General features: G+C 53.1%; 18 protein-coding genes, 1 pseudogene and 1 riboswitch. Of the genes and pseudogenes, 12 read left to right on the top strand and 7 right to left on the bottom strand.

The window, feature by feature from the left end:
* From dxs to ACYQ15_RS14930, 4 genes are all read left to right on the top strand, one after another.
* Positions 1-2,022 carry a 1-deoxy-D-xylulose-5-phosphate synthase gene (dxs, locus tag ACYQ15_RS14945; RefSeq protein ID WP_459938302.1) on the top strand — a complete coding sequence of 674 codons (2,022 nt, stop codon included), beginning with the start codon at positions 1-3 and terminating at the stop codon, positions 2,020-2,022.
* Between the two features lie 72 nt (positions 2,023-2,094).
* The gene (locus ACYQ15_RS14940) at positions 2,095-2,298 is read left to right on the top strand and encodes a DUF2905 domain-containing protein (RefSeq protein ID WP_459938301.1); all 204 of its coding nucleotides are present in this window, start codon (positions 2,095-2,097) and stop codon (positions 2,296-2,298) included.
* A gap of 97 nt (positions 2,299-2,395) precedes the next feature.
* Positions 2,396-3,970 carry a glucose-6-phosphate dehydrogenase gene (gene zwf, locus ACYQ15_RS14935; RefSeq protein ID WP_459938300.1) on the top strand — a complete coding sequence of 525 codons (1,575 nt, stop codon included), beginning with the start codon at positions 2,396-2,398 and terminating at the stop codon, positions 3,968-3,970.
* A gap of 68 nt (positions 3,971-4,038) precedes the next feature.
* Positions 4,039-4,977: a histone deacetylase family protein gene (locus ACYQ15_RS14930; protein ID WP_459938299.1), complete on the top strand. Its 939-nt coding sequence runs from the start codon at positions 4,039-4,041 to the stop codon at positions 4,975-4,977.
* Between the two features lie 66 nt (positions 4,978-5,043).
* Here the strand turns inward: ACYQ15_RS14930 and ACYQ15_RS14925 are convergent, their stop codons facing one another.
* Genes ACYQ15_RS14925 through ACYQ15_RS14915 form a run of 3 tightly spaced genes read right to left on the bottom strand, consistent with a single transcriptional unit; the run spans position 5,044 to position 7,538 of the window.
* Entirely contained in the window at positions 5,044-5,901 is an 858-nt protein-coding gene (locus ACYQ15_RS14925) for an ATP-binding protein (RefSeq protein ID WP_459938298.1), read from the bottom strand.
* Positions 5,891-6,472, bottom strand: a complete 582-nt coding sequence (locus ACYQ15_RS14920) for a 4Fe-4S dicluster domain-containing protein (RefSeq protein ID WP_459938297.1) — start codon at positions 6,470-6,472, stop codon at positions 5,891-5,893. Before ACYQ15_RS14920 ends, ACYQ15_RS14925 begins: the two co-directional genes overlap by 11 nt.
* Positions 6,465-7,538 carry an FAD-dependent oxidoreductase gene (locus tag ACYQ15_RS14915; RefSeq protein ID WP_459938296.1) on the bottom strand — a complete coding sequence of 358 codons (1,074 nt, stop codon included), beginning with the start codon at positions 7,536-7,538 and terminating at the stop codon, positions 6,465-6,467. Before ACYQ15_RS14915 ends, ACYQ15_RS14920 begins: the two co-directional genes overlap by 8 nt.
* Before the next feature lie 190 nt (positions 7,539-7,728).
* Between ACYQ15_RS14915 and ACYQ15_RS14910 the strand changes: the two genes are divergently transcribed.
* Together ACYQ15_RS14910 and ACYQ15_RS14905 are read left to right on the top strand one after the other, a co-directional pair.
* Positions 7,729-8,046: a carboxymuconolactone decarboxylase family protein gene (locus ACYQ15_RS14910; protein WP_459938295.1), complete on the top strand. Its 318-nt coding sequence runs from the start codon at positions 7,729-7,731 to the stop codon at positions 8,044-8,046.
* A gap of 19 nt (positions 8,047-8,065) precedes the next feature.
* The gene (locus tag ACYQ15_RS14905; RefSeq protein WP_459938294.1) at positions 8,066-9,415 is read left to right on the top strand and encodes a dihydrolipoyl dehydrogenase family protein; all 1,350 of its coding nucleotides are present in this window, start codon (positions 8,066-8,068) and stop codon (positions 9,413-9,415) included.
* Between the two features lie 328 nt (positions 9,416-9,743).
* Here the strand turns inward: ACYQ15_RS14905 and ACYQ15_RS14900 are convergent, their stop codons facing one another.
* Positions 9,744-10,268, bottom strand: coding sequence for a type 1 glutamine amidotransferase domain-containing protein (locus tag ACYQ15_RS14900; protein WP_459938293.1), 525 nt, complete (start codon positions 10,266-10,268; stop codon positions 9,744-9,746).
* Positions 10,269-10,475: 207 nt separating this feature from the next.
* On the opposite strand from ACYQ15_RS14900, the gene ACYQ15_RS14895 reads away from it, so the two are divergent.
* Positions 10,476-12,428: an ABC-F family ATP-binding cassette domain-containing protein gene (locus ACYQ15_RS14895; protein ID WP_459938292.1), complete on the top strand. Its 1,953-nt coding sequence runs from the start codon at positions 10,476-10,478 to the stop codon at positions 12,426-12,428.
* Between the two features lie 56 nt (positions 12,429-12,484).
* A complete protein-coding gene (locus ACYQ15_RS14890) occupies positions 12,485-12,895 on the top strand; it encodes a transposase (protein WP_459938291.1) in 411 nt (136 codons plus the stop codon).
* Here the strand turns inward: ACYQ15_RS14890 and ACYQ15_RS14885 are convergent.
* A complete protein-coding gene (locus tag ACYQ15_RS14885; RefSeq protein ID WP_459938290.1) occupies positions 12,791-14,143 on the bottom strand; it encodes a transposase in 1,353 nt (450 codons plus the stop codon). The genes ACYQ15_RS14890 and ACYQ15_RS14885 overlap by 105 nt on opposite strands.
* 104 nt (positions 14,144-14,247) lie before the next feature.
* Between ACYQ15_RS14885 and ACYQ15_RS14880 the strand changes: the two genes are divergently transcribed.
* Positions 14,248-14,760 carry an IS5 family transposase gene (locus ACYQ15_RS14880; protein WP_459939598.1) on the top strand — a complete coding sequence of 171 codons (513 nt, stop codon included), beginning with the start codon at positions 14,248-14,250 and terminating at the stop codon, positions 14,758-14,760.
* A gap of 110 nt (positions 14,761-14,870) precedes the next feature.
* A pseudogene (locus ACYQ15_RS14875) lies at positions 14,871-15,936 on the top strand (IS3 family transposase); the annotation flags it as partial.
* 353 nt (positions 15,937-16,289) lie between these two features.
* Here ACYQ15_RS14875 and bamE read toward each other — a convergent pair.
* Both bamE and ACYQ15_RS14865 read right to left on the bottom strand, forming a co-directional pair.
* Positions 16,290-16,679 carry an outer membrane protein assembly factor BamE domain-containing protein gene (gene bamE, locus ACYQ15_RS14870; protein WP_459938289.1) on the bottom strand — a complete coding sequence of 130 codons (390 nt, stop codon included), beginning with the start codon at positions 16,677-16,679 and terminating at the stop codon, positions 16,290-16,292.
* A gap of 284 nt (positions 16,680-16,963) precedes the next feature.
* The gene (locus ACYQ15_RS14865; protein WP_459938288.1) at positions 16,964-17,950 is read right to left on the bottom strand and encodes a thioredoxin-like domain-containing protein; all 987 of its coding nucleotides are present in this window, start codon (positions 17,948-17,950) and stop codon (positions 16,964-16,966) included.
* A gap of 337 nt (positions 17,951-18,287) precedes the next feature.
* Positions 18,288-18,374: riboswitch (cyclic di-GMP riboswitch) on the bottom strand.
* Positions 18,375-18,761: 387 nt separating this feature from the next.
* Here ACYQ15_RS14865 and ACYQ15_RS14860 point away from each other — a divergent pair.
* Positions 18,762-19,025 (top strand): hypothetical protein, encoded by a 264-nt coding sequence (locus ACYQ15_RS14860; RefSeq protein WP_459938287.1) that lies wholly within the window; start codon positions 18,762-18,764, stop codon positions 19,023-19,025.
* Positions 19,026-19,137: 112 nt separating this feature from the next.
* Complete coding sequence (locus ACYQ15_RS14855) at positions 19,138-21,552, top strand: potassium channel family protein (protein WP_459938286.1); 2,415 nt, start codon at positions 19,138-19,140, stop codon at positions 21,550-21,552.
* Positions 21,553-21,660 lie beyond the last annotated feature (108 nt).

Here is a 21,660-nt window from a genome sequence, read left to right as displayed (position 1 = left end):
ATGCATAGCAATTCCACCGCCACGTACATGTCCAGGGAAGCCACTCAATTGCAACAGTCCGCGGACGGCAACACTCCGGCTTTCGGAAACGCGGCACCAGAAAAAGGAAAAACAGCCGCCCCCAAGTCCGGAAGATTGGATGGACATGCGCTGTTCTCCGTGATCAATCATCCCCGCGACGTCACTTCCCTGGCAATTCCTGAACTCGAGGCCGTAGCCTCGGAAGTTCGGCGAATGATCATCTCAACGGTTTCGGCAAATGGCGGCCATCTCGCACCATCCCTGGGAGTGGTTGACCTGACACTGGCCCTGCTCAACATCTTCAATCCCGAAAAGGACCGTCTGGTCTGGGATGTGGGTCATCAGGCCTACGCCTACAAGATTCTGACCGGCAGGCGGGAGTCCTTTCACACCTTGCGCACCATGGGCGGAATCAGCGGTTTCCCCAGAATGGCCGAAAGCTCCTTTGACCATTTTGGCGTAGGCCATTCCAGTACCTCCATTTCCGCCGCCTTGGGCATGGCCATAGCCCGCGACCTCGCCGGCCAGGACCATTCCGTGGCTGCCATTATCGGCGACGGATCAATGACTGCCGGACTGGCATACGAGGGTTTGAATCAGGCCGGAGATCTGGGTGTGGATATGACTGTTGTGCTGAACGATAATGAAATGTCCATCTCCCGAAATGTCGGAGCACTTTCATCCTTCCTGAGCCGTAAGCTGTCCAAACGCTGGGTGCAGCGGTTCAAACAGCAGATGGAAACATGGATGCGCCAAGTCCCGCGGTTCGGCGACGACCTGGCAAACTATGCCCGGCTCAGTGAATCGTCCTTGAAAAGCTTCTTTACGCCGGGGATGATCTTCGAGGCCTTCAAATTCAACTACATTGGGCCGATCAACGGGCACAACATGCAGGACATGGTGAATATTTTCCGGCAGGTGAAGGAACTCGACGGACCAGTTCTGGTGCACGTACTCACGACCAAGGGCAAGGGCTATGGTCCGGCGGAAAAGAACCCCACCTATTTTCACGGTGTCGGATGCTTCGTTCCCGAAACCGGCGAAGCAAAGAAATTATCCAGCTGCCTGCCCCCCTATACGGATATATTCGGCCGTACTCTGGTCGATCTGGCCGAACAGAACCCGAAGATTGTCGCCATCACAGCGGCCATGCCGGAAGGAACAGGATTGAATTTTTTTGCGGACACTTTCCCCGACAGATTTTTTGACGTGGGAATTTGCGAGCAGCATGCCGTAACCATGGCCGCCGGTTTGGCATCACAGGGCTTTCATCCCGTGGTAGCCGTCTATTCGACCTTTTTGCAGCGATCCTACGATCAGGTGGTCCACGACGTCTGTCTCCAGAATCTGCCGGTAACCCTCTGCCTGGACCGCGCCGGCCTCGTCGGCGAGGATGGAGCCACACATCATGGCACTTTTGATATTTCCTATCTGCGACATATCCCGAACCTGTTGTTCATGGCGCCAAAGGATGAGAGCGAGCTTCAGCAGATGCTGGCCACGGCCATGAGCCATGACGGTCCATCTGCCATTCGGTATCCGCGCGGGGTCGGAATCGGCGCCAAGTATCAAGGGACTCCGCACCCCCTGCCCCTGGGCCGGGGAGAATTGCTGCGAAGCGGTGAAGATGCCCTGATCGTGGCCATCGGCAGCAGGGTACATCCAAGTCTTGAGGCGGCCGAGGAAACGAGCATGGAAATGGGCAAGTCCGTCGCCGTTTTCAACGCCCGCTTCATCAAACCCCTGCCGATAGAACAGCTTCTGGACTTGGCCGCCCGGTATGAACGGATTCTCATGGTGGAGGAAAACGTCGTCGCCGGTGGATTCGGCTCTGCCGTACTGGAACTGTTTGCCGCCGAGAACATGCTCAAGGGACAGCGCATCAAGCTGCTGGGCATTCCGGATGCCTTCGTGGAACACGGTCCCCAGCGATTGTTGCGCAAACAGCTCGGCCTGGACAAGCATGGAATTAAAAACGCATTGTCAGATCTCTTTGCTTGAATCCGGCAGAATTCATGATGGTCACACAGGAGTGGTCGTGCCGCATGCCCGGAACAAAACCGGGATATCCCCATGTTGTTGAAGCTCTTGACCTTGATTGTCGTTTTTCTTGTGCTCACCGGGCTGTACCGAAAGGTGATCCAAAAACTCAGACTCGGCAGGCTTCCCGGCGACATCCTGATCCAACGGGGAAACCTGCGCCTCTATCTCCCGGTGACCACCTCTCTCCTGGTCGGTTCTGCGGCATTGCTGTTGATATGGTTGATGCGTCATTGAACCCGCCTGGCAGAAACAAATTCTGAAGTCGCCTGTGTCGCTCCACATACCCAGGCACAGGCAGAACCGTCGGCTGTAGCACCGACCAATGGGAGCCATGACAGAACACGAACCCCAAAACCTGTTCATGAACACGGTCGTACAAACGGATTTTTCCGGCGATCCGCTGCTGCGAGGCCGGAGTCGCCTCGCGCCGTGCGTCATCGTTGTGTTCGGCGCATCCGGCGATCTGGCGACACGCAAGCTGTTTCCGGCATTGTTCCACCTCTTTTCTGAAGGTCACCTGCCGGATCATTTTGCCGTTATCGGGTGCAGCCGAACCGCGTACACCGACTCCGCCTTTCAGGACCGCATCAAGGCCATCTTGCCTCCCCCCATCGAGGGCCTGCATGACCGACGAGAGGAGTTCATCGGCAAAATCCGCTACCAGACCCTGATTTATGACAATGTCCAGGACTATGATCGATTGAGCCTTCGGCTGGAATCGGTCAACGCCTCATTCGGTACTCAGGGCAACAGGCTTTTTTATCTGGCCGTGCCTCCGCAACTGTATCCGGTGATCTCCACCCTGCTTGGCCAAAGCGGGCTGTCCCGTGAGCGGGATCGGCATCATGGATGGTCCCGAATCGTTCTGGAAAAACCTTTCGGCCACGACCTGCCCTCGGCCCAGGAACTGAGCGATGTGCTGCACCAGCATTTCAGCGAACACCAGATTTTCCGGATCGACCACTACCTAGCCAAGGAAACCGTGCAGAACCTGCTCATGTTCCGGTTTGCCAACACGATTTTCGAGCCGCTGTGGAACCGCAACTTTATCGAATACGTCAGCATCACCGCGGCGGAAACGCTTGGAGTGGAAAAAAGGGCCGGGTACTACGAACAGGCCGGGGTAATCCGGGACATGTTCCAGAACCACATGATGCAACTTCTCTCCCTGGTAGCCATGGAGCCTCCCTCCCGCTTCCAGGACGAGTCGGTTCGCGACGACAAGACCAAGGTCTTCAACTCCCTGCGTCCTTTTGAACTCCAGGGCCGGTTCAGGGATCTCGTCCTCGGACAGTATGCTTCCGGAAGCATCAACGGCCATGCCGTGCCCGGCTACCGGCAGGAAGAAGGCGTCGCTCCAAACTCCCTGACTCCCACATTTGCCTTCTTGCGCTCCTACATCGACAACTGGCGCTGGCAGGGAGTGCCCTTCTATATCTGCTCGGGCAAACGCCTGGCCCGCAAGTTGACCCGGATCGTCATCCAGTTCAAGGACGTGCCGCATTCCATGTTCCGGCATATTCTCGGGGAAAAAATCTCTTCGAATCGCCTGATTCTGGGCATCCAGCCGGATGAGGTGATCAACCTGACCCTCCAGACCAAGTCGCCGGGGATGAGCAGCATCCTGCGCACCGTGACCATGCGCTTCGACTACAGCCATGAAACGGTGGATTCCAGGTTGAAGGATGCCTATGAAAAGGTGCTCATGGATTGCCTGCTGGGCGACCAGATGCTGTTCTGGCGCCAGGACGCGGTCAAGCGCTGCTGGGCCTACCTCACTCCAATCCTGGAAATGTGCGAATCTTGCGGAGACAGGGCCGAGCATCTACACTTCTATCCAGCCGGCACATGGGGTCCCAAGGAAGTCGAGGCTGCCTACGAGAACTATCTTCAGGATCATTTGTAGCATCCAAAAAACCGCCAGACCATCGGGCAAAAAGCAATCAGTTTCATCTTCGCCAAGGAGACGATCCAATGCATACGGCGCTGCTTTACGATTCCGTATTTGCCGTTCATGACGCCGGTGCTGGGCATCCGGAAAGCCCGATGCGCTACACCGCCTTGGTCCGCGGCCTGGAAGACGATCGGACGGCCTCTGTTCTGCCGCGATTGTCCCCCAGGCCGGCGACGACTCGGGAACTGGCCTACTGCCATGGCGAAAGGTACATCGAGCTGGTTTACAGGCGCATCACGGAAGGTCACCGCAGCCTGGGCTACCCGGATACCAACGTCGGCCCCGGCTCCTGGGACGCGGCGCTGCATGCGGCCGGAGGCGCCATGACGGCCGTGGATGCCGTGATCAATGGCCCAAGTCGCAGCGCCTTCTGCGTCATGCGGCCTCCGGGACACCACGCCCGCCCAAGGCAGGGCATGGGGTTCTGCATTTTCAACAACATCGCCCTGGCTGCCCGCCACGCCCAGTTGGCGCACGGCATTGAACGCGTCCTGATCGTGGACTGGGACGTGCATCATGGCAACGGCACCCAGGAAATGTTTTACGATGACCCCTCCGTGCTCTTCTTCAGCACCCATCAGAGCAACTGGTATCCCTATTCCGGTGCGGCCAAAGAAACCGGTGAGGGTGCCGGCGAGGGCTATACCATCAACTGCCCTTTCCCCGCCGGTACCGGTGTGGAACCGATTCTGGAGGCGTTCCGCGACCGGCTTCTTCCGGCGGCTAGGGAGTTCAAGCCGGAGCTGGTCCTCATTTCTGCGGGATTTGACGCTCTTTCCGTCGATCCCTTGGGCGCTTTCCGGCTGCATCCCGAGGATTTCGACGAGCTGACAAAGCTGACCATGGAAATCGCCGACGAAAGCGCCAAGGGGCGCATCGTCTCCCTCCTGGAGGGCGGGTACGACCTGGAAGGCCTGACCTCGGCCGCCTTGGTTCACGTCCATGCCCTTGCCGCGTGAAGTCCTCGCGACAAAAGCAGGTGCCCCGGACCTCAGCTGAACAGTTGCCCGAACAGTTGCATGCGGTCAGTCCTCGCCATGCGGCGACTGCGCGGCATAAATCGTCAGCATCAGTTCGGAGTCATCAAGAAGCCTGTATTCCGGTTTCCTGCCTGACAACTTCTCGCTTTCAGCGATAATGATCGGAACCCCCTCGCCACGCTTGTCCATGATGTAGTTTCGCTGGCTGCCGATGGCGTCCACATTCATTGGGCATCGGGCCAGCAGGGAGCTGATCAATTCATTCCGTGACGATTGCCGTTCCGAAATACTCTCGATGGTCATGGTGTTGGGGATCGAACCAGGTGAGAAGATCTCCAGCCGATCCGAAAAGAGGTGCAGGCGAATCTTGGAGCCATAGATGGAGTAATCCCTATGGGCTACGGCATTGACCACCGCTTCGAAGACCGCGTTCATGGAAAACTGTGGGGTCTCAATCCGATAAGGCGCTTTGACGGCAAAGACCCGCATGTTTTTCTCGATAAACTTGCAGGCGTCCCGTATCTGTACGTCCAGTGGACCTACGACATCCTTGGCGTCCAGCTGATAGGCGCCGTTGCGCTCGGCGCCCCGATAAAAGACAGCCTGGATGAACGCACTGGACATGAATGATTCCGGAACATCCGAGGCCATCAGAATGCCGCTGACCGTTGCCCGAGTGATGCCGTCATCATCCCTGGCAACCAGTTTCATCTTCTCGAGAAATTCCTCATCGTCCTTGGGTGAAATCACCGTCCTGAAGCGACGCCAAAGCTTGGGATTCAGATCGTTGACCGATGTGCCCGGCACGGTTTGTTCATCAAAGCGGATGAGTCGCGCCTGGCTGCGTTGCTGGAATTGCCGCCCAAACGTATTGACCATAAGGTTGCTTATTTCATTGTTCATCTTCTGTAACCTGACCCGTTCCCGCGGAATACCCTTCCACGTTCACGGACTTTTTCATGGCTCTCAGCCCGACCTGGGTGCCGAAGCGTTCCGGGTGCATGTGGGCCTGGACGATTCCTTCGGCGACCCGTTGCCGGAGTTCGGATTCGATCTCTTCCGGACTGCCGAAAAGAATGGCGCCGCAGGGACAGATTTCCACGCAGGCCGGGATCATGCCTTTGGCCCGTCGTTCGGCGCAGAGGTCGCATTTGGCAACGGGATTGGGGCCCGTGCGGGAATGGGAAATGGCCGCGAAAGGACAGACCGAGAGGCAGACCATGCAGCCGACGCAGGCCTTGGGCTGCAGGATGACCGCACCCTCCTCGTCCTGGTAAAAGGCGTTCACGTTGCAGGCCTTCATGCAGGCCGGATTGGAGCAGTGGTGGCAACTGATGGGCACGGTGATCCCGTCGCTGGTCCGGGTCATGTGAATCCGCGGTTGCCCGTATAGATAGCCGCAGACCGCCTCGCAGCTTTCGCAGCCGATGCACAGGTTGTAATCGATGTAGAGCGTCTTCTTGGATTCAGGCATGGGCTTGCTCCTCGGGGGCTGTTTCGGCTTGGCCTGCGTGGGCCTTGATCCATCCATCCAATGATTCCGCCGCCCGCAAGCCGCTGAGAATGGCCCGGCCGATCTTCGAGGGGCCCGTCAGCACATCCCCCGCCACGAACACTCCCTCGAACTTGGTCATCTGCAGCCAGCCCTCACCCTTTTTGGAAATGTCTTCCAGCCGCAGCTCGCGGGGAAAAGGATTGGTGGGCACCTCGCCGATGGCCGCCACCACCAGATCCACGGCCAGTTCCCGTTCCGCCTGCTGTTGCGATCCCGAATCACCAGCCTCGGATTCCCCGTCCTGCCGGTAGATCAGCCTTTCAACGTTTTCCTCGCCCTCAATGCGCAATGGCGTGACCCGCTCCACCCAGTGCACGCCGCGCTGGCGCAGCAGCTTGATCTCCATTCGACCGGCCGGCGCCTCGTTCACGGTTTTGCGGTAGAGCAGATACACCTTTTTCGCACCCAGCCGCAGACAGCTCTGCACAACGTCCACCGCGGACAGGCCCGCCCCGATGACGGCGACCCGCCGTCCCTCCACCTGGGGAGCGACCACCTGACTCTGGGACATCCTGCACGCCCGGAGCGGAAACAGAAACTCAAGAGAGGTATAGACGCCGGGCAGGTCCTCTCCGGGGATGTTCAGCTTCCTGGAACGCCAGCTGCCCGTGCAGATCAGCACTGCCGCGCACTCGTGGAGCAGTTCGGAAAGGCTGACCATTTCCTGGACAAACTCGTCTCCAGATTCGCAAACCTTGTCCTGGGTGCATATTTTGGTGCAAAAGTGAAATTGCACACCGTAATCCTCGCTGAGCTTCAGGGCGGCATCCTCAATACGCCGGGCAGGAATACGAAAACCCGGGATGCCGAAAACCAGCAGTCCTCCGGCCTTGGGCAGCTTGTCGTAAACATGGACCTCGTAGCCGGCGCAGGCCAGCCACCCGGCCGCGGACAGTCCGGCCGGACCGGAACCGACAACGGCCGCCTTCAGTCCGTTGGATGGAGCCGGAGTCGCGCACATGAACGCGTAATTCATCGTATTCATTCGTACCCGCCTTTGTCTTGGTATGGCTGGGGTTGATCGTCTCTCGACACGTACTATGTTGCTGGATAACCTATTCCTTCTTTGATAGATTGCAAGTCTGCCAGCACGATTTCATTGGTCGACGGACGATTCGCATGGCAGATGGTACAGGAGCACCCTGCCATAACCTCAAACGCAAGGAGAGACGAACATGTCCGCTGAAAAGCTTCCCCCAAATTTTCAGAGAATGATGGACAACTACCCTGGGTACATGTCAGCGGTTGCGGATCTGGGCAAGGCGGTACGGGAGGCCGGACCTCTGGATGAAAAGACCGTCAATCTCGTGCAGCTCGGGGCCGCGGCGGCATTGCGTCTGGAGGGCGCCGTCCACAGCCACGCCAAAAGGGCCATAGCTGCCGGAGCAACCCAGGAGGAGCTGCGTCACGCCTTGATCATCCTCACGTCGACCATCGGATTTCCGGCCGTGGCCGCGGCCATGAGCTGGATCAGCGACTTGAAGGACGTTTAATCCTCAACCGGGAGGAGCCATGGAACATTTCGACGTCATCGTTATCGGAACCGGCACGGCCGGCTATACAGTGGCACATACTTGCCGCAAGGCCGGACGCAACGTTCTGGTGGTGGACAAACAGCCTTTTGGCGGCACCTGCGCCATGCGCGGCTGCCAGCCCAAGAAAATGCTCGTGGCCGCGGCTCAGGCGATCCATGGCGCTTCAGCATTGCACGGGCAGGGTGTTGCCGGGGAAAGCCGCATGGACTGGGCGGACTTGATGCGTTTCAAGCGCGATTTCACCTACAGCGTTCCCGAGCGCTCCGAAAAGGGCTTCCAGGACGCCGGCATCCGTACCGAACATGGCCGGGCTTCTTTTACCGGACCGCGTCAGATCAGCATTGGGAAGAAGTCTTTTTCGGCGGACAAGATCGTCATTGCCGCCGGAGCCGTGCCCAGGAAGCTTCCGGTTCCGGGTAACGAACTGCTGCTAGACAGTGACGGATTTCTTGAGCTGGACAACCTGCCCTCCGCCATTGCTTTCATCGGGGGCGGTTTCATCAGCTTTGAGTTCGCGCATGTCTGCGCCCAGGCCGGAGTGCGGACAACCGTGATCCACCGCAGCAAATCCTTTCTGCGCGGCTTTGACCCTGACCTGGTTGCCCGGCTGATGGAAGCCGGACAGGCCCAGGGTATTTCGTTCCTGCCGGAAACAAGCGTAGAGCGGGTTGAAGAAGACGAAGGCGGGCTGAGGCTGCACATATCCGGAGCGGACCAGCAGGCCCTTCGAGTGGGGAAAGCCGTGGTCGCCATAGGACGCGATCCGGATATCGAGGACCTTGGACTGGACGTTGCGGGCGTGGAACACACTTCACGGGGCGTCAGCGTGAATTCCTTCCTGCAGACGTCCAACCCATCCGTCTATGCCATGGGAGACGTCGCGGACACGCCGCACCTTCTCTCCCCCACCGCGGACATGGAGGCCCAGGCCGCCGCCACGAACATCCTGCACGGCAACAGCGTTCACGCTGACTACACAGCTGTACCCAGCGTGGTCTTCAGCATCCCCGCGCTGGCAGCCGTGGGCATGAGCGAGGAACAAGCCCGGACTCATGCCGGGCAGCAAGGAATCGAGTTGGAAATCAATGCCGGAGATGCCGCGGAATGGATGTCATCCAGGCGTATCGGCCAGAAACACGCAGGCTATAAAATAATCCTGGACAAGACCGAGGGCACGGTTCTGGGAGCGCATCTCCTGGGTCACAATGCTGAGGAAATGATCAACATTTTTGCCCTGGCCATCAAGTTCGGGCTGACCAGGGAGCAGTTGAAAAGCCTGTTGTGGGCGTATCCGACCCATGTATCGGACATCAAGTACATGTTGTAGCAGTTCAATTTCATTTTTTGATAACTACTCAGCACATACGGTGCATGATCATTCTCTAGCACTGGATTCCGGCTTTTGCCGGAATGACTATCTGGGCAAGCCTTAACCAAGCTAGTCATACCGGCGAAGGCCGGTATCCAGGTCTTTTTCTGGCTCTGCTGAGTATTAATATTTTTGAAGAATCTGTGACCGAGGCATTGAACCGCCCCCCTCACTTTGCTCTGACAGATTGTAGCAACTGTCGACCATCCTGAACAAAGTGAGTGCGGGGGCGGTTCCAATGCTTCTGACTCGCTCCGGTCAACTACGCCTGAACCGAAAACCCCGGTCAGACCTGGGACATCGCCCGGAGCACGGCACGCATAAAGGCCGGCAGGTCTTCCGGGGTGCGGCTGGTGATCAGCTTGCCGTCTTCCGCCACCTCCTGGTCCACCCAGTTCGCTCCGGCATGGATCAGGTCGTCCTTGATGGCGAAAAAGGAGGTCACGGTCCGGCCCTGGAGAATCTTGGCTGACGCCAGCATCCAGCCGGCGTGACAAATGGCCGCCACGACCTTGCCCTGCTTGTCCAGTTCCCGGACCAGATCGACCATGGCCGTATTGCGGCGCATGAAATCCGGAGCATAGCCGCCGGGAATGACCACTCCGGCAAAATCGGCTGGATTCAGATCCTTGGCCGCGGCAGTGCTTTTGGCCGTGGTCCCGGCCTTGCCCGAATAAACGACACCGGATTTGGCGCCGACAACCTGGACCTCGGCGCCTGTCTCCAGAAGCCGGTAGTACGGATAGATGAACTCGTAATCGTTATACATTTCCGCAACCAGAATCATGACTTTCCTGCCCGACAGTTCCATGATCTCCTCCATGTATGCGTTTAGCGAACTGCAAGTTGACAAACGATCAATTCCTGACTGGATTTCCTGACTTGCTTCAAGTGTACCGCAAAAATTATCTTGCCGCAAAACAGGCGTAACCGCCTTGATCATGCGGTATGCGGACACTCAAACCTGCGCCCCCATTCCCATAACTCTTCAACACGAACAGCTTCAATCGCAAAAACAATGTCAAAACTCACCATTCACGCCCTGACCAAATCCTATGGCGGTCGGGACATCTTCAAGGATTTCAATCTGGAAATCACCGGCGGGACCCGCCTGGCTGTCGTGGGCGCCAATGGCGCGGGCAAGTCGACCCTCCTGCGCATTCTGGCCGGGGAGTCCGCGCCGGACAGCGGACGGATCATTTTTTCCACTGGCGCCCGCCTGGGCTATGTTGCCCAGGAACTGGAGACAGGGGACCTGGAACGGGGGCTTCTGGCCTGGATCATGGACGCACTGCCCTCATGGGCTGGATTCTGGCAACGCTGGGAAGACGCCGTCCGACAACGGGACGAGGCCGGGCTGAAAAAATTGGCCGAGGAACAGACCGTCCTGGAGCATCAACTGGGCTACAGCCCGGAACATCGGGCCAAGACGATTCTTTGCGGCTTGGGTTTCAGCGACAACGACCTGGACAAGCCGCTGCAGGCCTTAAGCGGCGGCTGGCGCGAGCGGGCCAAACTGGCCCGGGTGCTCACCGCGGGCGCGGACGTGCTGCTCCTGGACGAACCCACCAACCATTTGGACCTGGAGGCCGTGACCTGGCTCGAGCAGTACCTGCTGGGTTTCGACGGCGTTCTGGTTTTCGTGGCCCATGACCGGGTCTTCCTGGACAAGGTGGCCACCCAGACCCTCTTTCTGGGCGAAGCCAAGCCCATCCTGCGGCCTGGAACCTTCACCGAATTTTTGGCCTGGCGGGAGGAAATGGAACAGCAGTGGGAGCGCCAGGCCGCGGCCATCGACGAGAAAATCCGCCACCAGACCGCCTTCATCGACCGCTTCCGGTACAAGGCCAGCAAGGCCAGACAGGCCCAGAGCAAGCTCAAAAGCACGGACAAGCTGCACAAGGAACTGGAGGAGATGCGCAACCAGCGTCCGCAAACCCGCACCAGAACCCTCTCCTTTTCGCTTCCCGAGCCCAGCCGCGGCGACCAGACCGTCCTGGCCGCCGCTGACCTGGATTTTTCCTTTGACGGCAGTCCCCTCTGGCCGCCGCTGACCTTTCAGCTCTACCGGGGCCAGAAGGTGGCCCTTGCTGGTCCCAACGGCGCGGGCAAGACCACCCTGCTCAAGCTGATCAGCGGCGACCTGACGCCCCGGAACGGGCGGATCAAGATCGGCCCGAACACGGTGATGGGCTATTTCAGCCAGCACCAGACCGAAATCCTCAATCCGGACACCTCGGTCATGTCCGAGATGCGCCGCCTGGCCGGACCCAAGGCCACCTACTTCGAGGCCTGCTCAATCCTCGGGCTTTTCCTGCTGGGGGAGGAATACTGGGAACGTCCGGTGTCCAGCCTGAGCGGCGGCGAGAAAAGCCGACTGCTCCTGGGCTCGCTCTTTGCCGCCCGGGCCAATTTCCTGGTTCTGGACGAACCCACCAACCACCTGGACCTGGAAAGCCGCGAAGCCCTGATCCGGGCCCTGGAAGAATATACGGGCACACTGATTTTCGTGGCGCACGACCGTAATCTGCTGGCCGAAGCCGCCCAGGAGATCTTGGCCGTGGGGCAGGAAGGACTGCGGGTTTTCACCCGAGGATATGAAGAATACGAGGCATATCGGCAACAGGGGAGCCAACCGGACTGCCCGGTGGATCAGCCGGTTCAGAGCGTCAAGGCCTCGCGCCAGGATGAAAAGGAGCGTCGCAGGATTGAGGCCGAACAGCGCAACGCTCTCTCCCGCCAACTCAAGCCCTTGAAAAACGATTACGCCAAGGTTGAATCAGATCTCGAAAAAGCCCTGGCCCGCCAAAGCGAACTGGAACAGATCCTGGCTGACCCGGAAACCTACGCCCGCGCGGAAGAATTCACCCGCCTCAGCAAGGAATATCACGAGGTGGAACAACGTGGAGAAAAGCTGTTGCTGCGACTGGAAGAGCTGGAAAGCAAAATAGGTGCTCTGGAAAATTGCTAGGGCCTGTTTCTAAAATATTGCTAGGCATTTCGGCTTAATATGGCAAAAGTTCCTTGATGAGCCGACACGACATTTCCGATGAACATTGGCAACGCATCGAAGCACTTGTTTGTCCACGTAGAACGTCTTTACAGGGCAGGCCGGCGAAAGATCCACGTTTGATCTTTAACGGCATCCTGTGGATTCTTCGCACCGGCTCTCCTTGGCGAGACCTTTTGCAGGATTTTGGCCCTTGGCAAACCGTATACAAGCGGTTCAATGCATGGGCTAAATCCCCGATCTTGCATAATGTTCTTAACGTGCTCGCCAAGGATGCGGATCTTGAGTCCATTATCAGCCCGTTGAGAAAAAGACATTTTGATTCAGGCATTATTGGCTGTGTGAAAGACCAAAACGACAAATTTATAGTCGCCGATCACAAAAATGAGCGCCAGAAAGCAAAAAGAGTCACAGTTGATCATTATTAAAGCCGATTCAAGCTCATCTGCGGCCCCTTTCGGGGTGCCGAATCCTATCAGTTTGCGCATGAGCAGGCCAAGGTTGAATCCGGCAACATGAATCAGGTAGCGTTTTCGGACGTTTTCAAGGCCGCGAAGCCAGACGCGCCGCATGCCTCCTCGATCCAGAGTATGCGCAAAGCTTCGTTCCACAAGCTCCGTGCGCAATTTACCGACACATTTTCCAGTCTCCGACGAGATGCGGGCACGGTTGTTGTAAACAGCTCGTCGGGCCTCATGATCGCCTCTCCAATTCAGAAGACCTTTGGGCTTGGGTTCAGCTATCCGTGTTTTCCAGGGGCCATCTTCCAATTCCTTCAGAACTTCTCGAGAATGATACCCTTTGTCGGCGCAAAGCTCCGCCGGGTCGTCCGGACAAGGTGGAGTCGGGGTTGTTTTCTTAAGCTTCTGAGCGGTTGTAGCGAGAGTTTTCTTCAAGGTTGTCGTGTCGCCTTGATCGGCCGGATAAACATCTACGGCCACAATGGCTCCGGTGTCCAAGTCAACAGCATGTTCCGGCTTGTACCCCATATGAGTGCGGCCATCCTTCATCTTGGCGATCTTGGAGTCCGGATCTACCGGCGACTGCCAGTCCTGGTTGGAAAGCTTCTTGCCTTTCCTGTTCTTATCCATACGGACCAAGTCTTCCGCCTTGGGCGTCTCAATGCCGCTTTCCTTGGCCATCCTGGTCAACATCTGCCGATAATTCTCTCCCGTGTCCCGTCGAACAATCGTCCTCAAAGCGGCGTTGGCCTCCATGGTCGAGGCGTCCACTCCGATTCTGCCGCCCAGAACCAGACCAGCATCGGCGATCTTTTGCAGAACCCAAGTGAAAACATCAGCATGCACCTCAATCGGAAGCCGACTCCGAATTCGGCTCAAAGAGGAATGATCCGGCACGGACTCGGAGGTTTTGAGCTGCAGGAATTCCCGCAAAGACAACGAATCCGCGCAACGCCATTCAAGGCCTCGCTCGCTGTCAATGCCTTCAAAATAGCCAACCAGGTGCATGCGGAAATACCGCCCGGGAGGTATGGAAGGTCGCCCCTTGCGGGATGCGTAGTAGGGCTTACAAAGGTTCTCGACAAACCGATCAAAGCCGGACTTGCGAAGGACAGACTGAAGACGATCGAAAAAAGCATGTCCCCTGGACTTCGGTATCTGATCCCACGTAATGAACAAGTCTGTTTGCCGATCCTTTTGTCGTCCCAACCCCATGGCAATCTCCCCTGGCTACGATGAAAGAATAAAACCACAAGCAAGATATGCCATTTATATCAATTAATTTAATATATTGCAATCATTTTTAGCTTTCAAAAGGTCTGCTCGTTGAACGACTTTTTCAACAGACTGTTATGCTGGACGCATCCTATGTCCGAGTCCATCAGCATGCGTCTGGAGGCAAGGGAGGAAGAGTGCTTCAAGAAATTGGCCGTAGCCGGGGCGGGTTGACGACGAAGATACATGCCGTCGTCGACGGACTTGGCAATCTGGTTCGTGTCCGCCTCACCGCCGGCAACGTCAATGACTGCGTACCAGCCGTGGAACTCATCGGGTGCTTGCCGGCCGAAAACGTCATTGCCGATAAGGCCTACGACGCCCAATACATCTTTGATCACATCTTGAAGCAAGGCTCTAACCCTGTGATTCCTCCGAAGAAAAACCGACGCGAAAAACGTGAGTATGACAAACATCTTTATAAAGAACGGCACCTTGTCGAGAATTATTTCTGCAAGCTCAAGGAATACCGACGAGTTGCTACTCGTTACGAAAAATTAGCTGCCACTTTTCTCGCCATGGTTACCATCGCTTCATGCCTCATGTGGCTGCAATAATTTAGAAACAGGCCCTAGCGAATTGAAGTGGTCCCCAAAAATTGGATAGCCTGTTAAGGTGGAGTCCTCGACACGGGAGGGACCATGAATAGGACAAGTATTCAGCTGAGTTGAAGGCGAATGTTGGCTTTGGAGGCGTTGGCGGGCGATCTGACTACGTCTCAGCTTGACGCGAGACACGGAGTTCATCCGAACCAAATCACACAATAAAAAGCACAGGCTCGGATCGGCATGGCCGAGGTTTTCTCAAGAGGGTCTGAAAATAAAGCCAAATCCCACGAGCAGGAGATCAAGGAACTCCACGCCAAGATAGGTCAGTTGACGGTGGAGCGGGTTTTTTTGGCCAAGGCCTCCGGGCGTTGAGCCAGGCCCCGAGGAGGGGTATGGTTTTGGTAGACCACCCGAGGCTCAGCATAGTGAGGCAGTGTGCGTTGTTGGGATATGCCGTTCGACATACTATCACCAGCCCAAGGGGGAAGCGGCTGAGAACCTTGCATTAATGCGGCTATAGACGCGAAGTATCTCCAGTCGCCTTTCTTCGGGACTCGCCAAATGACGCTCTGGCTGGGCCAGAACGGGCACTGCGTGGGTCGTAGACTCGTTTGCCGTTTGATGGGGCGTTGATGGGATTGAGAGCGATTTATCTCAAGCCTCGCACGACGGTTCCTGATAAGTCTCATCAAGTCTATCCGTATCTTTTGCGGGACCTGTCGGTGACCGTCCGAATCAGGTCTGGTGCTCGGACATCACCTACATTCCAATGCAGCAAGGTTTCATGTATCTGGTGGCGGTGATGGTCTGGTACCGCAAAGTATTGAGTTGGCGTCTATCGAACACGGTGGACACGGCGTTCTGTGTCGATGCTCTGGAAGAAGCCCTGAGATGATACGGCAGCCCGGAGATATTCAATACGGACCAAGGTTGCCAATTCACAAGCCGAGAGTTCACGAGCGTGTTGATTTCGGCTGAAGTGCGGATATTGATGGACGGCAAAGGCCGCTGGATGGACAATGTTTCCATAGAGCGGCTATGGCGAACGGTGAAGTATGAATGCGCCTACCTATATGGGTTCACAACCGACCGAATGCCAGGGCAATTCTTGACGATTGGTTTGAGGGTTACAACTCGGACAGGCCGCACTCGAGTTTGGGAGGCATGGTGCCGGACGAGGCCTATGCAGCTGAGATGCTGCCGGATTCGGTAGAGCCAGAGGACGGCGTAAAGTGTAATATCACGGATGATCGCCGGTTTCTGGGACGTTCTCCGACGAGCTTTGTGAGGCCCATTCTCGACCGTCCCGAGAAACCGGCTTGTGCTTGAAGCCGGGATCAACTGCTGACGAGGGAGTAAGGGTAGCGGCATATACAAAACAGGTCTCCACCTTAAAAGAGCCGCTAAGCTGTCCAACGAACCGGTACCACTCGCCAAGTTCATCTGCAAAAAATCTTTAGCTTGCATTCGGCATAAAGAGGGCTCGTAAATGCACTTAATCCTTCAATGAAATGCTTTAATGATCAAAGTAATACCATTTATTGATACAAAGGATTACCACCCCTATTTTGTCCTCTAACAACATTTTTTACAATTTCATTTTCATCAAACAAAATATTTACATTATCTTCTTTGTTATCAACACCTCCCAAAAAAAATCCAGCAATAGGTATGAAAGTGGAACCACGTATAGTAGCTTCAGCATAAGAATAATGCCATACTTGGTTGGTACCTGAAAAAGAAACGTTGTTTGGTTCACCAATTAACAGTCGAACATCATCCATATTTGAAACTCCTGGCCTAATTTCTTGCACTATTGAGGTATCCGACACTCTTCTGTCGCCTTGTGTTGTTTTGCAGCCAGTAGCTAGAAATAAAACAAAAGAAACCATTGTAAAACAGAAAAAATAATAAATGAATGCCTTCATAATAAAATCCTTAAAATAATGTTTAATTACAAATGTCCAGATGCTGTAGCCATAAATGACTATGTCGACCTACCGTCATAAAAACTTTCTTAGCGATTAAATAATCCTGATCCAGGGGTACATTATTTTAATTAGAAAGATATACATTTCAATCCATACATTTTCTCCGTAATTTAATATCGATCTTAGGGTATATGCGGTTATAAGCAAGATATTTCTCAATCAACACGGCAATTGTACAATGTTTCTTTCAAAGAAATTCAGACCATTTGATACTGGTATAGTTATTCCTGGCCAAAAATTTTAGTCTTAAGTATCTCCAAAGCTGTAATGTTGTTGTGCTTCGACATATCAATTAATGTATTTCCATATATATCGGCCATTCCAATTGCTGGTATATATACATTGTTTTGTGGAACCACGGCTAGTTCATCAGCCGAATGAAAAGCAACAACTGGCCAAGGAAAATTCATTTCCGCAGCATATTTTTGAAGCTCCAAGCTAGACTTTTCTGCTGGCACATAGACGAGTTCATACTCTGGATTGTTTTGCTTTATTTCTTTATATAATTTTATGACTTCAGGTGTAAGCTTACGAGTGCCAGGACACCATTGAGCACCCCTATAAATAATGATATAACGCACTGCAGGATCAATTTGAAACTGTTTACCAGTTACAGCATCAATGAGTTTACCTTGCAGATCCTCTAAAAGACGACCCGGGGCACCAGATTCCAAATTCTCCCTTGCACGTACAAAAAAATCAGTATATACAAAAGGATACTCGGAAGAAAAACTATGATCAGGTTGAGTCAATAAAAGACTATGGTCATTTACATCTGTTAAATATAATTCAAGTCCTCTTGGATTTTTTGACGATGAATAATAGGTGCTAATTAATTGTTTAACTTTATAAGGCCACAGTTCAGGGCTTTGGAGCACCTTTTCCATGGTTAAAGAACGTTGTTTGGGAGTCAATTTTGAAAAAATTGATCTGGATATATCAAGAATGTCGGTATCGTCATAATCGACAGTAAACGCGGTGCGACCATCAAGATTAATCAATAAAACCTGATCCTCCCTGTACTCCAAAATTACCATTTTTTGGCCAGCATTGAATTGAACACCGCTTGTTAACGATATGTTTCGTGTTAATGTACACTCCGTAGGACCTAATTCTGGTCTTTGCAAAATGTCATGCAAAGTCAACTCTTCGGACATTGCGGCAACAGGAAACAAAAATGTTACAATCAAGAATACCAAGACTCTCATATTATGCTCACATGTTATGTGTTGAAACAATAAATATCCACATCCATTTAAAAAAATATCAACACTTCTTTTTATCCAAAATATATCACTTCCATCGTTACTTTCATACCGTACTTTATAAAAAGTAAAAACTATAATATTATAGAAGATGCCCAGCTGTGACTTCTTAAAGAAAACTCTCTATTATATAAAGAATAGAAATTTTTATGATCGAGAACACTTGCGAAGACGAGGCTTCTACCACAATTTCAATCCATCTTCTGATGGCCTTGGGGTTTCCCAACTCTTAATATATGAAATAAAAAAACCTCTGGGGATTGCCAGAGGTTTTTTTTAAATTGGCAACCCGGCTGTCATATCCTTAACGAATTTAGACCCGTAGCTTTGCGTAGTCACCTTTCGAATGACTTTGCCTTTTACAAACAATCAAATTGTTCAGTATGTTATTTGTGAAGATCTCCTTTTCCAAACGGCATATACACTGATTTGAAATGCCTGCCATAATTATTAAAAAGAAGCAAGCACCATCTGGCGGGTTTCCTGTTTCTGCCCTCATCAGAAATTCTTCCTAGTAACGTTCATGAAGCCGTTGCCTTTTCAATACAACATATTGTACTTAATCAGCATGGCAACGACTTGACGAACAAACCTAGCTCAATCAATGCCAGACCCATTATAAGCATGGAATCAGAATATAGACGAGCAAGAAATTGCTCCGCAAAAGCTATCCCAATTCGCGTCTTAAACTTTTTTTCAGCACATTATACTGCTAAGCGTTTTTATCCTTTATTCACTTTCACAAGGAGTTGTCGTGCGATACAGAAAAAAGCCTGTTGAGGTTGATGCGGTTCGATACGAACCCGGCATGGAAGATGGCTTTGTGGTGGATGGGATGTATTTCGATAAGTTCGCCTCTCTCCCAGAAAACGTGCTCTACAAACCCGCCATCAAGACTCTTGAAGGGTTTCATGAAATCACGGATGGGGACTACATCATAACCGGCGTCAAGGGTGAAAGGTACCCATGTAAACCTGATATTTTTGAAATGACATATGAAAGAGTTGAAGACCAGTAGTATTTTTTTGCAATTCATTTCGAATAACTAGCACATGCGTAATCTAAATTGATTCTTACGGGTGTCATGTGCAAGTTTAATTTTATTCTTCTCTAATATAAAATCAATACAAATGAATAAATCACAAAAATCCGACAATTGTTCTTCTTCTGAATCCTCTTCTCCTTTCTATTGCTCTGTTCTTAAAATACCTTGGTACAAATCAGACCTTTTTACTCATGTTGTTTTGCCGGCTGTAGCCATTGTATTGCTGCTTTATCTCGGTGCACAAGGATTTCGTGAGTATTATGAAGAAATTCAAACCAGTACGTTGGTGGGCCGCAATGATGCTGGCATTGTCAAGGACGACATTACCACGGAAGAATCGACCATTGCTTCCAGCGAACGTCCAGATTGGTGGAAACCCTTGCCGGAGGTCGGTTGGTGGGATGCCTTCCTGCTTGCCTGTGGACTGCCTATCGGTGAATCAATGCTGGAGCCCGGTCCGGGAATCGGCGTCCCTTGGAAACTTCACCTCGCCAGGGCCATGGGATTGCTGGTCCTGCCAATTGCTTTTTTTGTGCTGGCTTTTCGCATTTTGCGGGAAGACGGATTGCGTCTGAAGATTTGGTGGTGGGGGGTCTCTCCGTGGCGCAGGCTGAATGTGTTGTGTGGGCTGGGCTGGCAAGGGCATGAAATTGCTAGGTTGATTTTGGGTGGTGCCCGTAAAGGGAGACAACAACGAAATCGTTTGGCCATCCTGGAAAAAAATGAGGCAAATCCGTTTGCCGATACCATAAGTCGTCTTGGGGCCGCTTTGCTTGTCCGGGATGCAACCGTCAAGCGGTCCCATGAGGATGTCTCGATACTGCGAGCCGAACGAATTTTTGTTGTCAGCAGCGATGATGAAACCAACTGCAGAATCGTTCGTCAACTTGTCGGAATTTTCGGTGCAAAGTGCAAGGCCACAGATCTGCCGTGTCTGCCAAAAAAACGAAAACCAGAAGGCCCCTGTCTGGAAAAAGAGACTAAACTAAAAGACCTTTGCCCGTGTTACATTGGCATGAAGAGAGTCGTCTGTTACGCCGCCGTACGTCACCCAAGCACTCGGGCCTTCCTCGAAAACTCCACCAGAGTCGGCGCTCTCACTGTCCAAACCTTTAACCTGGAACAATTGACAGCCCGCCACCTGCAAGCTCGGCGGCCCTTTAGTCCTGTGTTGAATGGAAAAGGTCCAGAGCATGCCCAAGTTGTTATTATCGGGTGGACCCCCATGGCCCAGGCCCTCCTGCTCAACACCTTGCAACTTGGGCATTTTACGAAAGGCCACACCTTGGAAATTACAGTCATTTGCCCAGACCATGCAGCGGCACGTGAAGAATTTTACAACTCTTATCCCTGTCTGAAACCAAAAAATGAATACATCACCGAAGATTTTCAAACACATATCTTCCCGACAGTTTGTTTTTACGAATTGCCAAGTTCAGATGCCGACCTGCTCAGTGAAGCATTTCCACTCTATCAAAGCATCCACCCTGAATATTTTGTCACTGTATACATCTGTCTTGACAATGGCGTGAATTCACGAGTTCTAACAAAACGACTTTGTCCTAAAATTGAAAACGATTTGAAAAAAATCGGGAAATGCAAGACAGAAATTCAAATTTTTTTCTACTACAACTATCCTGAAGACTTTCTCACGAAAGATGACCTCGATTGGAGTTACGGAACCAAAAAAGATTGCAAAATTCCTGTCGAATCATTTGGGGGACTGGGCAGAGATTTTGACATCAACACAATTACACATTTTTTCCTCGACGATCTGGCTGTGCAGGTCAGCAGTTTATTCGATAAAGAATCCGAAGAAGAGTTTTCAAAAAAACTCACAAGAATTAATAATCAAGAAATAAAAGAGAAATATCTTGTGTGCCGTTTGCAACGTAAATGGGATTTGGAAGAGGATTGGAAGCATGAATCCAACCGCTATGCGGCGGACCATATTATCGTCAAATTACGCTGCCTTGGTTTCAATGCCAAAATCAGCGACCCTGCCACTGACAATTCGTTAAGTCACCAAAAAAAGCGATGGCTCATTGACATTTTATGCCGCCCTGACAAGGCAAAAACCAGCTATTCTGCTCCTGATGGTTCACCAAAACAGCTAGATAATTCATGGCTAATTGACATTGGGGACGCTGACCCAGGCATCACAGCCAAACTGTCCAAGAACCTGAGAAACTTGTCGGAGGCCGAGCATCGCCGCTGGTGCGCTGAGCGCTTGCTCCTGGGCTGGAGCCCTTTTCGCTCGTCACCTGAAGAGCCCAGGATCACGGATGATGAAATCAAAGCTTGGTTTGACAAAAATAATAAACAACTCCGTGTTGCGCAAAAAAAAGAAAAAAAACATATCGACCTGGTTCCTTTTGATTGCCTGCCAGTTTGTGCCGAACTGAAAGTTGACGAAAAAATAAAGGACAAAGCCATTGTCATGGCCATTCCTGACATGCTCGAAAAGGCCCGCGGAATGCAAAAGACTGCCGACAGGTGACTCGGCGGCACCTGACGGCAGTCCGAGCGAGATCCTACCGCCTTTGGCTCTTAATCCAATGCACCAGCTCCATGAACAATTCCGGATTCTCTTGTTGAAGCTTTTCAG

This window comes from Desulfonatronum parangueonense (assembly GCF_054656975.1).
The sequence above is the reverse complement of the archived record's forward strand: the minus strand, read 5'-3'. Positions and strand labels throughout refer to the sequence as shown.